This window comes from Candidatus Manganitrophus noduliformans (assembly GCF_012184425.1).
Taxonomy (GTDB): Bacteria; Nitrospirota; Nitrospiria; order SBBL01; family Manganitrophaceae; genus Manganitrophus; species Manganitrophus noduliformans.
On sequence record NZ_VTOW01000003.1, the window covers coordinates 659,656 to 673,119 of the forward strand.

At 56.0% G+C, this 13,464-nt stretch carries 17 protein-coding genes and 1 tRNA gene; 6 read left to right on the forward strand and 12 right to left on the reverse strand.

The genetic code is table 11. From position 1 onward, the window contains the following. Positions 1-140 precede the first annotated feature (140 nt). Both MNODULE_RS17685 and MNODULE_RS17690 read left to right on the forward strand, forming a co-directional pair. Positions 141-752, forward strand: coding sequence for an inorganic pyrophosphatase (locus tag MNODULE_RS17685; RefSeq protein ID WP_168062317.1), 612 nt, complete (start codon positions 141-143; stop codon positions 750-752). A gap of 153 nt (positions 753-905) precedes the next feature. Continuing rightward, a complete protein-coding gene (locus tag MNODULE_RS17690; RefSeq protein ID WP_168062319.1) occupies positions 906-1,346 on the forward strand; it encodes an alkaline phosphatase PhoX in 441 nt (146 codons plus the stop codon). Positions 1,347-1,402: 56 nt separating this feature from the next. Here the strand turns inward: MNODULE_RS17690 and MNODULE_RS17695 are convergent, their stop codons facing one another. The 7 genes from MNODULE_RS17695 to MNODULE_RS17725 form a co-directional block, all read right to left on the reverse strand. Beyond that, on the reverse strand, positions 1,403-1,684 hold the full coding sequence (locus tag MNODULE_RS17695) for a hypothetical protein (protein ID WP_168062322.1): 282 nt from the start codon (positions 1,682-1,684) through the stop codon (positions 1,403-1,405). A 111-nt stretch (positions 1,685-1,795) separates the two neighbouring features. After that, complete coding sequence (locus MNODULE_RS17700) at positions 1,796-3,040, reverse strand: molybdopterin molybdotransferase MoeA (protein WP_168062324.1); 1,245 nt, start codon at positions 3,038-3,040, stop codon at positions 1,796-1,798. A 32-nt stretch (positions 3,041-3,072) separates the two neighbouring features. Continuing rightward, positions 3,073-3,699 (reverse strand): GTP cyclohydrolase I FolE, encoded by a 627-nt coding sequence (folE, locus tag MNODULE_RS17705; RefSeq protein ID WP_422666760.1) that lies wholly within the window; start codon positions 3,697-3,699, stop codon positions 3,073-3,075. Further along, positions 3,700-4,830: a M24 family metallopeptidase gene (locus tag MNODULE_RS17710; protein ID WP_168062326.1), complete on the reverse strand. Its 1,131-nt coding sequence runs from the start codon at positions 4,828-4,830 to the stop codon at positions 3,700-3,702. Then, positions 4,831-5,775 (reverse strand): thioredoxin-disulfide reductase, encoded by a 945-nt coding sequence (gene trxB / locus MNODULE_RS17715; RefSeq protein ID WP_168062328.1) that lies wholly within the window; start codon positions 5,773-5,775, stop codon positions 4,831-4,833. Positions 5,776-5,782: 7 nt separating this feature from the next. Next, complete coding sequence (locus MNODULE_RS17720) at positions 5,783-6,478, reverse strand: chlorite dismutase family protein (RefSeq protein WP_168062330.1); 696 nt, start codon at positions 6,476-6,478, stop codon at positions 5,783-5,785. Between the two features lie 261 nt (positions 6,479-6,739). Then, positions 6,740-7,624, reverse strand: coding sequence for a deoxyribonuclease IV (locus MNODULE_RS17725; RefSeq protein ID WP_202882251.1), 885 nt, complete (start codon positions 7,622-7,624; stop codon positions 6,740-6,742). A gap of 137 nt (positions 7,625-7,761) precedes the next feature. On the opposite strand from MNODULE_RS17725, the gene MNODULE_RS17730 reads away from it, so the two are divergent. Both MNODULE_RS17730 and MNODULE_RS17735 read left to right on the forward strand, forming a co-directional pair. Then, entirely contained in the window at positions 7,762-8,280 is a 519-nt protein-coding gene (locus MNODULE_RS17730) for a sirohydrochlorin chelatase (RefSeq protein WP_168062334.1), read from the forward strand. Positions 8,281-8,305: 25 nt separating this feature from the next. After that, on the forward strand, positions 8,306-8,566 hold the full coding sequence (locus MNODULE_RS17735; RefSeq protein WP_168062336.1) for a hypothetical protein: 261 nt from the start codon (positions 8,306-8,308) through the stop codon (positions 8,564-8,566). A gap of 31 nt (positions 8,567-8,597) precedes the next feature. On the opposite strand, the gene MNODULE_RS17740 is transcribed toward MNODULE_RS17735, so the two are convergent. From MNODULE_RS17740 to MNODULE_RS17750, 3 genes are all read right to left on the reverse strand, one after another. After that, positions 8,598-8,915, reverse strand: coding sequence for a protealysin inhibitor emfourin (locus tag MNODULE_RS17740; RefSeq protein WP_168062338.1), 318 nt, complete (start codon positions 8,913-8,915; stop codon positions 8,598-8,600). 186 nt (positions 8,916-9,101) lie between these two features. Next, a complete protein-coding gene (locus tag MNODULE_RS17745; RefSeq protein WP_168062340.1) occupies positions 9,102-9,593 on the reverse strand; it encodes a response regulator in 492 nt (163 codons plus the stop codon). A gap of 139 nt (positions 9,594-9,732) precedes the next feature. Further along, positions 9,733-9,810, reverse strand: a tRNA-Glu gene (locus MNODULE_RS17750). A gap of 836 nt (positions 9,811-10,646) precedes the next feature. Here MNODULE_RS17750 and MNODULE_RS17755 point away from each other — a divergent pair. Continuing rightward, positions 10,647-11,294 carry a bifunctional 4-hydroxy-2-oxoglutarate aldolase/2-dehydro-3-deoxy-phosphogluconate aldolase gene (locus tag MNODULE_RS17755; RefSeq protein WP_168062343.1) on the forward strand — a complete coding sequence of 216 codons (648 nt, stop codon included), beginning with the start codon at positions 10,647-10,649 and terminating at the stop codon, positions 11,292-11,294. 147 nt (positions 11,295-11,441) lie between these two features. Then, complete coding sequence (gene aat, locus MNODULE_RS17760) at positions 11,442-12,017, forward strand: leucyl/phenylalanyl-tRNA--protein transferase (RefSeq protein ID WP_238339611.1); 576 nt, start codon at positions 11,442-11,444, stop codon at positions 12,015-12,017. Here aat and MNODULE_RS17765 read toward each other — a convergent pair. Beyond that, positions 12,014-12,955, reverse strand: a complete 942-nt coding sequence (locus MNODULE_RS17765) for a CPBP family intramembrane glutamic endopeptidase (protein WP_168062345.1) — start codon at positions 12,953-12,955, stop codon at positions 12,014-12,016. The two genes, aat and MNODULE_RS17765, sit on opposite strands and share 4 nt — an antisense overlap. Positions 12,956-13,042: 87 nt before the next feature. Then, complete coding sequence (locus MNODULE_RS17770) at positions 13,043-13,375, reverse strand: c-type cytochrome (protein ID WP_168062347.1); 333 nt, start codon at positions 13,373-13,375, stop codon at positions 13,043-13,045. Between the last annotated feature and the right edge of the window lie 89 nt (positions 13,376-13,464).

Sequence of the window (13,464 nt, forward strand, 5' to 3'; positions counted from 1 at the left end):
TTTTTAAGAAAACGGCTTTAAGTGGATCGTATGTAATCATTGAATGATCCGTTCTTTTCTTCATGACCGGATGATTAAAACAGCACCGGCCGGGGATCATACCGGTTAAATCGTATCCCCCAAACAATTGGAGAACCGACATGTCCTTTCCATCCCCTTTCTATCGGTGGAGGCCGCATCCTTGGCATGGTCTCGAAGTTGGTCCGAATCCTCCCTCATTGGTTCACGCCTATATTGAGATCACCCCTTTCGACACGGTCAAATATGAGCTGGACAAAACCACGGGCTATTTGCATGTAGACCGTCCTCAGCGGTCCTCCGCCCTTCCTCCCAGCCTGTACGGTTTCGTTCCACGCACCTACTGCGGCCGACGCGTCGGCGCGCTGATGCCGAACGCCAAGATCGGTGACCGGGATCCATTGGATATCTGTGTCCTTAGCGAGCGTCCGATCGACCGTTCCGACGTGATTTTGCAGGCCCGCGTGGTGGGGGGATTGCCGATGCTGGATGACGGGGAAGCCGACGACAAGATCATCGCCGTGATCAAGAACGATCATCTCTGGTCCGATGTGAAGGACATCTCGGAGTTGCCGGGGGTCCTTGTAGAGCGGCTTCGGCATTACTTCAGCACTTACAAGCTTGTCCCCGGCGAGTCGTCGCATGTGGTCATCGATGCCGCGTACAACCGGGAGCATGCGGAGCGGGTCATCCTGGCAGCGATGGAAGATTATCAGGACGAGTACGGATCCTAAGCCTTTCGAGTCCCTTCGATTCCCATCCTAAATTCATCCTTAACAGAAAATTAACATCTTCTTAAGGCAGCTGTATTTTCGTTGCGTTAGCCTCCCTTCAGACGAGCGGGTCCGGATTGGCGGCCGTCTCGTCAGGCGGAGAATCTATCCACCATGGTGGTCTGCGATGGAACGATCTTTCCGGCCGCCGGAACCAGCGCCGACACCCGTACCGGCGTTCAGTCGTTCCTCGGGCAGCCGCTTCCGGTGAGCTGGGTCGAGATCGAAGAGGTCGATCCGGCCGGCGACACCGTCCGCGTTGAAGCGCAGTGCAAGGGAGTGGCTCTATTCTCACGCGGCGAGGGAATGTGGTATGCAGACGGGTTGATCTATTTTGTCTGCACCGGCGGAGGGGAGCAATTCGTCGTGGGAGTGGACGATGCGGGGGATCTCTTCAAATTCGCCCGGAACAACCTAAACACGAGCGAGTTCTGCGGCGCCTGTTTCTCGAACGACGGCAGGATGATGTTCCTCAACGTGATCAGCCCCGGCATTACCTATGCGATCTATCGCGACGATCATCGGCCGATATTTGTGAAACAGCCTCCCCGGTAAGGGATGATCAATAGATGACTGGAAAAACGGGCGCCTTGGGGCGCCCTTTTTTTGGCTTACCCCTTCCGCCGCCCTGCCTCCTCGTCGTTCGAAAGATCGATCACAACGATATTGATATGACAGAGTTCGCCTTCCGCGGGAGTGTATGAATAACTAAAATGCCGACTAAAGACCCGATAACTTCTCCGCTCGTTATCATGGGAGTAGGTCACGCTGTCGCCGACGTTGGGGATCGGAATAAATTCTCCTTGTTTAAAGATCAGTTCCTGGTCTTGGCTCGTGTCGGAGGGTCTCAAGCGGCCTTCCGATTTATGCTGGAATTCTATTTTGTAAGTCATGATGAAGGTTCCTCTCAGTGAGACGTTTGTCGAGCGCCAACAATCAGTGACTTGATGTGGGTTTCAAGATCGCTGAGGGAAGGGTGGTGACAAGGAGATTGGGAACAGACTCTATATTAATCCACTTAGCTCGTTTCCGGCAACGGCCACATCGGACAGGAGCTGGACGGCGACTTTTTCACCCGCTTTGTGGATGTTGCCGGCCTCGGGCAGGATCATCAGCGCGTTGGCTTTTACCAACGACATGAGGATGTGGGAGTCCTGATCGCCGGTGGTCCGGACACGGTACTCCCCGTTTTGGACGGAAACGATTGCCCGCATGAAGTGACGGCGGCCGGGGTGTTTGCGGACCTCTTCTTCAAGGGTTGCTTGAATAATCGGTCGGAAGACTTCGGTCCGGCCGCCGGCCATTAGGAGCGCGGGGCGGACGAACTGCTCGAAAGAAACCATCGCGGAAACCGGATTCCCCGGCAACCCGAAGGCCGGTTTTCCGCCGATCACCCCGAAGGCGAGCGGCTGGCCCGGCTTCATCGCCACCTTCCAGAATTTCATCTCGGCTCCCAGCTCCATCAAGACCTCCTGGACGAAATCGTAATCGCCCATCGAGACCCCGCCGGAGGCGATCAGAAAGTCGGCGTGGAGCCCCCCCCTCAGCTTTTTGTCGAGATCCTCCCGCGTGTCTTTGGCGATGCCGAGGTTGATCGGGAGTCCCCCCGCCTCGATCACCTGCGCCGCCACGCCGTAGCCGTTGCTGTTGAGGATCTTGTTCGGCCCGCGCGGCTCATCAATCTCGGCCAGCTCGTCCCCGGTGGAGAGGATCGCAACGCGCGGCTGCTGATAGACCGGAACCACCGACCGTCCGATCGACGCCATCATCGCAATGTCGGCGGGACGAATCCGGATCCCTTTCCTTAAAATCAGATCCCCCGTCCGGATCGCCTCCCCCTTTTTCCGGATGAAATCGCCGTCATCGGCCGCCTCGAAAATTTTTACCTGGTCGCCGTGTCGCTCCGTCTCCTCGACCTTCACGATCGCCTCGGCCCCTTCCGGGACCGGCGCGCCGGTCATGATCTTCGAGGCCTCTCCGGGCTCGATCTTTTTCTGAGGGAGGGTCCCCGCTGGGATTTCTTCGATGATCTTGAGTATCCGCGGGTTTGTTCTGGACGCGCCGGCGGTGTCGTTCCAACGGACGGCGTAGCCGTCCATCGCGGAGGTGTCCCAAGGGGGATGATCGAGCGCGGAGAGCAGATCCTCCGAAAGAACCCGCCCGAGCGTATTGGACAGCAGCACCCGCTCCGTCCCCATCCGGCGGATTTCGGCGAGAATGATCTTTCGGGCTTCTTCAACGGAAATCATCGCGAACCCAAGACGGTGAGGTGTCGGAGAAATTAAATCTTATCGTGTCGCAGCAGGTCGAGGAATTCAGCGCGGGTTTTAGGGTCGGTCTTGAAGACCCCGAGCATCGCGCTGGTGACGGTGCGGGCGTTCTGCTTCTCGACGCCCCGCATCATCATGCAGAGATGCTGCGCCTCGATGACGACGCCGACGCCGTGCGGGTCGATCTTATCGGCGATCGCCTGCGCGATCTCGCCGGTCAAGCGCTCTTGCAGCTGCAGCCGCCGGCAGAAAATCTCAACCACCCGGGGAAGCTTGCTTAGGCCGACGACTTTCTTGTTGGGAAGATAGGCGATATGGCACTTTCCGAAAAAGGGAAGAAGATGATGCTCGCACATGGAGAAGAAGTTGATGTCTTTGACGATCACCATCTCTTCATGATCAATCGTAAAGAAGGCGTCGTTCAAAATCCGGTCGACATTCTGGTGATAGCCGCTGGTCAGAAATCGAAGCGATCGCTCGACGCGGCCCGGCGTTCCCTTCAACCCTTCCCGGGACGGATCTTCTCCCAACGAAACCAGCAGTTTTTCCACCAGTTCTTTGACGGCCGGGGTCTCTGTCTCCATGCTCTTTTTTAGGCTGTCGCCGGTCGATCGATTTCCGTTGCGCTTGGAAGCCACTTAGGGAATCTCCAGTTTTTTTGGAAAGGTCGTGAGGTTCCGGCATCCGTCTTTTTCAACCAGGACCATGTCTTCGATCCGGACCGCGCCGATCTCCGGGTAATATAGCCCCGGCTCCACGGTCACCACCTCTCCCTCTTTGAGGATCCAATCGGCCCGGCTGATCCGCGGCGGCTCATGGATATCGATGCCGACGCCGTGCCCCGTCCCATGAAAGAATCCCTGCATCCGCCCGCCGACCTTGCCGGTATGATAGCCTTTTTTCTCGAAGAGCCCGACGATCTCTTCATGAATCGCCTTCCCGGAGGCGCCGCTTCGGACGCGGCTGATGCCGAGCTCCTGCCCTTCCAAGACGGTGTCGTAGAGCTTCTTCATTCCATCGGAAGCCCGTCCTTTGACCACCGTCCGGCTCATGTCGGCGAAGTAGCGGGTCTCGGAGGATCGGGGAAAAACATCGAAGATAATCGGCTCGTTCGCCCGCAGCGGGCCCGATCCCTCATTGTGAGGATCGCAGGCATCGACCCCGCAGGCGATGATCGTGTGCTGCCCGATGCATCCCTTCTCCATCATCCGGAGGTGGAGATGGCTTCGAACCGACTCCGACGTGAGGACCTTTCCCTCAAGATAGATTTGACCGTTCTTAATCTCCGCCCTTCGGAGAAGATCGAACGCCTCCGCGACCGCTTCTTCCACGGCGATCTGACTCTTTCGGATGGCGGCCACCTCTTCCGGCGTCTTCAGGGCCCGTTCTTCGAAGAACGGCTCCTTCTTGATCGAGAGGGTAAAACCGCGGGACCGGAGCGCGTCGCCGTATTCCAACGGAAAATTCGCCGGAACGGTCAGCTCCTTGACCCCTTGTTCCTGGAGGAGCGTTTGAACGACATCGGCCATATCGGGGCGATCGATCCCCCGCTTTTTGGTCCGTTCTTCATACTCTGAATAGGAGAGGACCTGATCGACCGACGATTGGGCGCGGGCGCGGTCGACTTCCAGATCGCTCATGAGAAGAAACGTTTTACCGCGGGCGCGAAGGAAGATGAAGTTATCGGGGGCGAGGAACTTGGTTGCGTAGTAGATGTTGGAGTCGGTCTCGCTGCAAGCGATCAACAGAATATCGGGTCTTTCAGCCATTCAATGTCCTTCCTCAGATTCTAAAAACTTCTCGGCATCCATTGCCGCCATACAGCCGGTGCCGGCGGCCGTGATCGCCTGGCGATAGTTCGGGTCTTGCACGTCCCCCGCGGCGAAGACCCCCGGAACGTTGGTGCGCGGTGTCCCGGGCTGGGTTTTGATGTAACCACGATCATCCAGCGCCAGCTGGCCCTTGAACAGAGCGGTGTTCGGCTCATGCCCGATCGCGATGAAAACCCCGTCGATCTTCCGCTGAGAAGTCTCCCCGGTTTTCAGATTCTGGAGGACCGCCGCCGAAACCGTTCCGGAAGGCCCGTCCAAAATATCGGTGATCGTCGTGTCCCAGATGAATTTGATCTTCGGGTTCTTGAAGGCTTTGTCCTGCATGATCTTGGAGGCGCGCAGCTTATCCCGCCGGTGAATGACGCTGACCTGATTCGCGAAACGGGTCAGAAAGGTCGCCTCTTCCATGGCGGTGTCGCCCCCGCCGACGATAAAGACATCTTTCCCGCGAAAGAAAAACCCGTCGCAGGTGGCGCAGGCGGAGACGCCGTGGCCCATCAGCCGCGCCTCCGATTCAATCCCGAGCAGCTTGGCCCGGGCGCCGGAGCAGATGATCACCGATCGGGTCCGGTAGGTCCGCTCCCCGTCGACCACGATGCTGAAGGGGCGCTGAGAGAAATCGACGGAGGTGACATCCCCGGTGATAAAGGTGGTGTCGAAGCGCTGCGCCTGCTTCTTCATCTCCAGGATCAGCTGCGGCCCCTGGATGCCGTCGGGGAATCCCGGAAAGTTTTCCACGTCGGTCGTGATCATCAGCTGCCCGCCGGCTTGGGCCCCTTCGATCAAGACGGGATGAAGATTTGCCCGGGCGGCATAAATCGCCGCCGTGAGGCCAGCCGGCCCCGAGCCGATGATGATGACGTTTTCGATCTTCTCCGTCATGTGCGGTTTAATTCCCCAGATCGTTCAAGGTATCCTTGAGGCTTTTTCGAACGCAGGTGAAGATCGGCGTGTCGAGCAGGGTGTACCGGCTCGCCTCGGCTTCGCGCAGCTCCATGACCAGGTCCAAAAAGTCGGAGGGATGGTCGCTCTCGAACGCCACGACGAACTCGGCATCGTCCAATCCGAAGGAGTAGGAGGTGTTGATCTTCACCGTCGGGTACTTGTGGCCGATCTCGATATGCTCGTTCATCATCCCCTGCCGGGCCGATTTGGTCAGAAGATACCATTCGCGGGTCTTGACGAAGGGATAGATGAAGAGATATTTCGACTCGCCGGGGACGATCGTGAGGCGCTTCGACTCCTGTCCCTCGTGCGAATGCTTGTCGACGTAGATCGACCGCTTCGTCATCGCGATGTAGGAGTAGACGGTGTTCATGTATTTGCCCAGGCTGGTCGAGAGCATTTTGACCGTCATGTCCTGAAACGATTCCAGATCGTAGCTGATCCGCCAGAGCATGATATCGGTCTCCGCCCGGATTCCGACCGTGGAATAAGGGATCACCAGCACCTTCGACGTGAAGCCTTCGATGGCCGCGGACAGCTCCCGTTTCCCCGCTTCGCGCTCTTCGGCCGGCAACCTTCGCCACGCCGGATCCAACTTGTAGAAAATGTAGTTCACATACTGTCTTTTTTCGTTTGCCATCAATCCTCCTCCAATACAATCCGCGTAGGCACGCAATTATAAAAGCTGAACCGAAGAAAACCCTCCCTGGCTCAGGGATCTTCAAAAACGGGCCGATCATACCTTTTTAAGCTATGAAAAGCAAATAGAACGGGAGATCGCGTATTCGCCCGATTCTAACAGCGCATCGGCGTGAAATCAACCCCAAACAGAGAATGAAGAAGGATGAATGAGGAATCTAGAAATGTAAAAAATGATGAAGTTCAACCCTCGCTTCGAAGCCTATCGCCGTTGCAGGTTCCTTAAAATGGCCAGGTTTTGGATGTCCTCTTTGAGCTCTTTTCCCTTCGGGGTTTCCAGGACCATCGGCAAGCCGAAGAAACGCGGGTCGTTCATTAAAAATGAAAAGGGGGCCGTTCCCATCTTTCCCCGGCCGATGTGGTCATGCCGGTCCACCCGGCAGCCGAGCTCTTTTTTGCAATCGTTTAGATGAAAGGCCCGGACCTGTCCCAAGCCCACCGCCCGGTCGAGGGCGGCCATCGTTTCCTGGTAGTCTGTCTCGGTTCTCAAGTCATACCCGGCCGCAAAAACATGGCAGGTATCGAAGCAAACCCCGATCCGCTCCGGCGCTTTGATCCGGTCGAAAATCGCGCCGACCTCCTCGAACCGGCTCCCGATGCAGCTCCCCTGCCCGGCCGTCAGCTCGATGAGGATCTGCATTTTAAACCGGGCGGTCCGTTGAAAAAGAAGGTTCAGCGCCTCGGCCGCCCTGGAAATCCCCACCTCTTCTCCGGCCCCGAGGTGTGACCCCGGGTGGAGGACCAGATAGGGCATCTCCAATGCCTCGACCCGCTCCATTTCGATGTGGAGCGCTTCGACCGACTTCTTCCACTCTTCTTCCTTGTCGGAGCAGAGGTTGATCAGGTAAGAGCTATGCACCATGGCGGGGAAGACCCCCGTCTCCAGGCGGGCTTTTTTAAAGTTCGCGATATCTTCTACCGTCAGCGGTTTTGCTTTCCACTGGTTGGAGTTCTTCGAGAAGATCTGAATGACATCGCACCCGGCCGTCCGCCCGCGGTAGAGCGCCTGATCGAGCCCGCCGGCCACCGACATATGCGCTCCCAAGAGGGGACGCTTCGCTTCTACTTTCCCGTCCGTTTTAGCCAATTTTTCCTCCATGAGTCGGCCTATTCTACAGCAACCTTCTCGGTTTTTCCAGAAGCATTCGGGAGGCGGTCATGTTATACTCGGCCCGTCATGACATCGATTGACGCCGAATGATAAACCCCTTTGTGAGGATTCCATTGAAGAGGGTCGTTGTTCTCGCCATGCATGGGGCACCGGCAAACGATTTTCCCAAAAAAGAGAGGGCGGAGTTCTTTGATCTGCGCGCCAAGCTCAAGCACCCCCCCGCGGCGGGACGGACCCCGCTCCAAGAGCGGCTTCATCAGCTCGACACGAAGATGCGGACGTGGCCTCGAACCGCCGAGAACGATCCTTTTTTCGAAGGATCGCAGGCCCTCGCCGAACAGCTTCGGAAGGAGATGGGATGCGAAGTGGTGATCGGATTCAATGAATTTTGCGCGCCGACGGTGGATGAAGCGATCGATCGGGCGGCGGCCGTCGGAGCGGAGCAGGTGATCGTCGTTACGCCGATGATGACCCCCGGCGGCGCCCACTCCAAAGCGGAAATTCCCGAGGCGATCGAGCAAGCCCGCCGCCGCCACCCGGGCCTTTCCATTCTGTATGCCTGGCCGTTTGAAACCGCGGAGGTCGCGCGATTCCTCGCCGGTCAGATCGGGCTGTTCATCTCAAAAACATAATTACCCATCCCGGAAGAGAGGAAACGTGTTTCGCGAAGAGAAGACGTTCGTGTTGCGGTTTAGTTTGGAAGCCCGGTTTCCAGAAAATTACGACGGAGAGGAAGACGACTACGCTTGGCTGAAGCGGTGGGAGGGGCAAATCAAGCCGGAAATTCTCAAGTCGATCTTCACCTTATTGCGCCGGCATCCCGATCTGAAAGCCCACATTCGGAACCGGGGGATTTCAGCCGAGGATGAGATTGAGATTGTGATTGAGAAAGATTTTCCGGAGGCGGAAGACCAATGATTTTCACTTAATTGTCAGCTGCGTTTGAAAGTTAAACCGTTTTTCTTCTTTGGCTGGAGCGGGCCCAGTCGGTCAAATAATCGATCAGCGGACGAAGGGTCTCCGGGACCGCGGCTTCGTCGGCAAACACTTCCTTCCGTTTTCCCCCTTCTTCCACCTTGATCCGATATTGAAAACGGTCGCCCCCCGGAAGGTTCGATTTGAGGGAGGTCGGCAGGTTGAAAAAACGCCCCTCTTCGATCAGGCGGCGCAGCCGATCCGCTTCCATCGAAGGAAGGGTATCCGTGTCGATTCGGACGGCCAATCTCATTCCTGCAAAGCCGCCGCTTTTTGTAAAATCGATCTTCATCCGACCCTCTGTATCCCGGCTTCGAGTGAGCGTGATCGAGCGTTCCGGTGGAATCCGGTCAATGAGTCAATCTACCATGTTCGGTTCGAAGAAGACAAGCGGCGGCGGGAGGGAGCACTTTTCTGACGAGAGCGGCGGATGTGAACAACGGCGTATCGGGTCTGCGCCGTTGTTCTCCTGTGTTTGTCAGATTGTCGGTTTTTTGTCGACGGCGGAGCAGTAGGCAAACGCTCCCAACTGAAAAGTGATTTTTTCACGAAGAAGAAGAAACGGTAGAAAAATCGATTTCAGGGAAGGCGGAGAAGATCGGTCGTCCCCCAAATATTCCTGAACTTTTCGCAAGACCTCGGCGGGGTGGATCGGCTTGACCAGATATTCGCTGGCGCCCACCTCCAGACCGCGTTTCCGCGATTCCGGGTCTTTTCTCGCCGTGATCATGAGAATCGGAATAGCGCGTGTTTCCGGGCTTCCCTTGATCTCCTGGCAAACCTCGAAGCCGTCCATTTTCGGCATCATGATATCGAGCAGGATCAGAGCGGGATGGTCCTGACGGACCATCTCGACCGCCTCGGCTCCGTTTTTCGCGACAGAGACGGCGTAGCCTCCCCTCTTCAGGACCGCCGACAAAATATGGATGGCGTCCTGGTTGTCATCAACGATTAATACTCTCTTTGACATCGGTAAGAACTCCCTTCTTTTATAAAGATTACGGCAGGTAAAATTTCCTCTTCCGCTTGAAGTGGAGAAATCACTGAAATTGATTTTGGTATAGATCCGTTCGGCTTTGGGAAAGAGCGACACTTTTTAAAAAGGCATCTGGTGTCCCCACGGGGATTTGAACCCCGGTTACCGCCGTGAAAGGGCGATGTCCTAGGCCGGGCTAGACGATGGGGACCCAAAGAGCATCGCCGATACTAGCCGAGACGGCGCAAACATGTCAAGCCCTTTTACATGAAAATGCTACTTTACCCGCGATTGAAGCCTGTTTTGTGAGTGGCCTGATTGGGAAAGCCGTCCTGAAATGAAGAACCGATCCAGGCGTTCACGTGTTTGATCAAGAGAACACATTCATGATTATCACCGAGGATGGAGCAACTGTCCGGCCGGAGGCTCGGCATTTTCACACAAGGCATTGCAAATCTTCTGAACGGGTTTTGGAAGAAACCTCAGCCTGAACCGTGTTTGAGGCTGAAAATAAATGCTCATTTTTACCCAAAGTAGGGAAGATCACATTGCCGAATGACGCACCGAATCGAAATCTGTAGGGTGGTTTTAATATTTTCTTTATGAAGTCGTGATTTTTTTTCTCGGGTCAATAGACGGTCGATTCCTCCGGTTCAAAGGGGCGCTCAAAATGGAAGTGCCCCCTGCAGACGCCTTGTGTTTGTTGTCCGAACCTCTTTTTCTCAGAACCGGCTCGGTCGGCCGGCGGCTGTGATTTTTTTGCACAAGGAAGGCGCAAGCGATCTATAAATCGCTTATGTGGCCGGATTTTACGGCATTCGTTTTGCAAAAATTTACTTTGATGCAGATCGATCTTCTCTGTTCGGAAGAATGCCGCCGCAGATCAGTCCCCCTACCAGGAATAGAACAGGACCGCTCTTTCATGGTCGATGCGCGTTCTCAAACCCGTCTGGAGAGATCGGATGCTTTATATACAAGAGACACTGGAAGAGGGTCTTTCATGTGGTTCGGCAAAAAAATCTTGGCCTATTGATCCGGAGGGGAAAAATGTTAAATGACGTGCTTGAGCGTATTACCAGAGAAAAAATTATCGCAGTCATTCGAACCGAAAATGCCGATCAAGCCGTGAAGACCGTGCAGGCCGTCATGGAAGGCGGGGTTTGTATTTTTGAGATATCCTACACCATTCCGGATGCGCAGGACGTCATTCGGGAATTGATGAAGGAAAGGAATATCCTGGTCGGCGCCGGGACGGTGCTGACCCTCCGTGAAGCGCGCTCCGCGATCGGCCTGGGTTGTCACTTCGTCGCCTCGCCGGTCGGAAACCTGGAGATGGTTCCGGTTTGCCGAGACGGCAATGTCGCCTGTATATTGGGGGCCTCGACCCCGTCTGAAATTTATACGGCGATGCGAGGAGGGGCGAATATGGTCAAAGTCTTCCCCGTCGATGCCCTCGGCGGCCCGGATTATATCGACGAGATCCTCAAGCCGCTCCCCTTTCTTAAAATCATTCCGGCGGGGGTCAAGAGTTATGATTCGTTTAAAGAGTACCTCTCCATCGGCGTGGAAGCGATTGCTTTGGGAAGCTTGCTGACTCCCCGTAAACATGTGGAGAGCCAAAACTACGAGGCGATTACGCGCGAAGCGAAAAAGTTCTCTTCCCTTCGGGATGACCTTCTGCGCAAAGCGGCATAGCGTCGGTCCAACACGGATTCATTGAAGACGGATTAGAGAGATCGGAGCGGTGACACGAAACTTATTCACCTTCCGTCCCCATCTAATCCGTTTTTATTTCCCCATCTCCACTTTACCCTTCTGCATCAGTTCGGGTATAGTCTCTCCATGCAGATCTCCCTGACCCCCGAACTCCTTGAGGCCGCCTATCGCCAGGGAATCTTTCCGATGGCCGACGGGGGGGAAGTTCGTTGGTACTCTCCCGATCCCCGCGGGATCATCGATCTCGAATCGTTCCATCTCCCGAAGCGGCTGGCCAGGACCATCCGCCGGGAACCTTTTGAAATTGTGATCAACCGGAACTTCGAGGCGGTGATTCGGGCCTGCGCCTCTCGGCAAGAGACCTGGATCAGCGAGGAGATCATCCGGGCCTACCTGGCGCTTCACCGGTCCGGCAAGGCCCATTCTGTGGAGGCTTATGCGGAGGGAACCCTGGCGGGAGGGCTTTATGGGGTCGCGCTCGGCGGCGCTTTTATGGGGGAGTCGATGTTTACCGCTCAGCGGGACGCCTCGAAGGTCTGCCTCGCCTTTTTGGTCGAGCGTCTGAAAAATCGGGGCTACCTTCTCCTCGATACGCAGTTCATTACGTCCCACTTGCAGAGTTTCGGCGCCGTCGAGATTTCACGCCCGGAGTACATGAGACGTCTTGAGAAGGCGCTGGCCCTCGATTGCCGGTTCGATTAAGAAATTGAAACCGTCCCTCCCCATCCGTATCCCTTCTTCCGCAGAACGCGATAGAGGATAACGACCCCGACGAAGAGAGCCGCAAGCAAAAGGGTCATCCAACCCGCCTCGGTTTTGCGCACGACGACGGAGATGACATTTTTCCCGCCGAAGTAATAGACGACGCTTCCCAGATTAAGCAGCCCATGCAGAATCATGCCGGGGAAAAGGCTCTCCGTCCGCTCGTAGAGATAGGCCGAAAGGACCCCGGTGAGGAGATGGGGGCTCGCGATCGATCCGTCCGCCAGGGTGAAAAGAAAAGAGGAGATGAGCGCCGCCATGATCGGATCGGACTTCCGGCGGATCGGCCCATATAACAGGCCGCGGAAGACGATCTCCTCCGCAAACGGACGAAGGACCACCATGAATAGGATTGGAATGACGACGGAAGGGAGCCCCCACATTTTTTCAAAGAAGTGCATCAGGGCGGTGACCAGATCGCGGTTTCGGTAAAGCCGCATCAACCAGGCTTGGGACACTTCGACCGATTGAAACAGAAGGAAGATATAGAAGACGCAGTAAAGAACGAAGAACACACCGATGATCCACCTCATCGCGAAGAGGAGGCGTATTCCCAACCGCTCCGATGAAAAGCCGAGGAGGGTAAAGGGCTGACCGGTGATGAGCCGGTAAAAGAGGAGAACGCCGACGAAGACCGAGATTTCGGCCAGAAAATAGATCGGCACGATGGCCGGTTGATTCCGGAAGGACCAGGGGGACCAGAGAACGATGGCGCTGACCGATTTGAGAAGGGTCGCGGCGAAGATGCCGATCCAAATGCTCCAGCCCTGTCGGTCGAACAGGGCTCCCCGGTCAGGATAGGCGTCCTTCTTGACCGAAAAGACGGACCCCGCCGCCAAGAGAACGAGTAGATAGAAAGAGAGCGTCCACCATGTCATCGGAGAGATCCAGGGAGGAGATCAAGGATTCAGAAGCCGGTGATCAGTATCAGAGAGAAAGATTTTCCATTCTTGACTCTATCAGCATTATTTCAGTCCCGCAAGATAAGTCGCCACCGCGTCGAGCTGTTTCTCGGTGAGGGCGACCTTCGGCATCCGCGTTCCCGGCCTTGCTTTTTCGGGATCTTGAAGGAAATCCCGGAGGGCCGCTTCCTCCAAACGCCCTCCGACGTTCGAGAGATTCGGTCCGCGCGTTCCGCCGGAGCCGTTGATCACATGGCACCGCTTGCACCTGGCATCAAAGACCTTCTGCCCCGCCTCGGCCGGCGAAAGGCCCGCCAGCGCCTCATCGCTGATTCCGCCCGAACAACCTGTCAGTAAAATTCCGACCGCCACCATGGCCCAAATGAGTTTCGACATGCTTTATGCCCCCTTATTTTCAAAATGAAAAGCATCTTATCAAAGAGAAGGGAAATAATCAAAACAAAGTCCGTCTGAAAACCACTTTT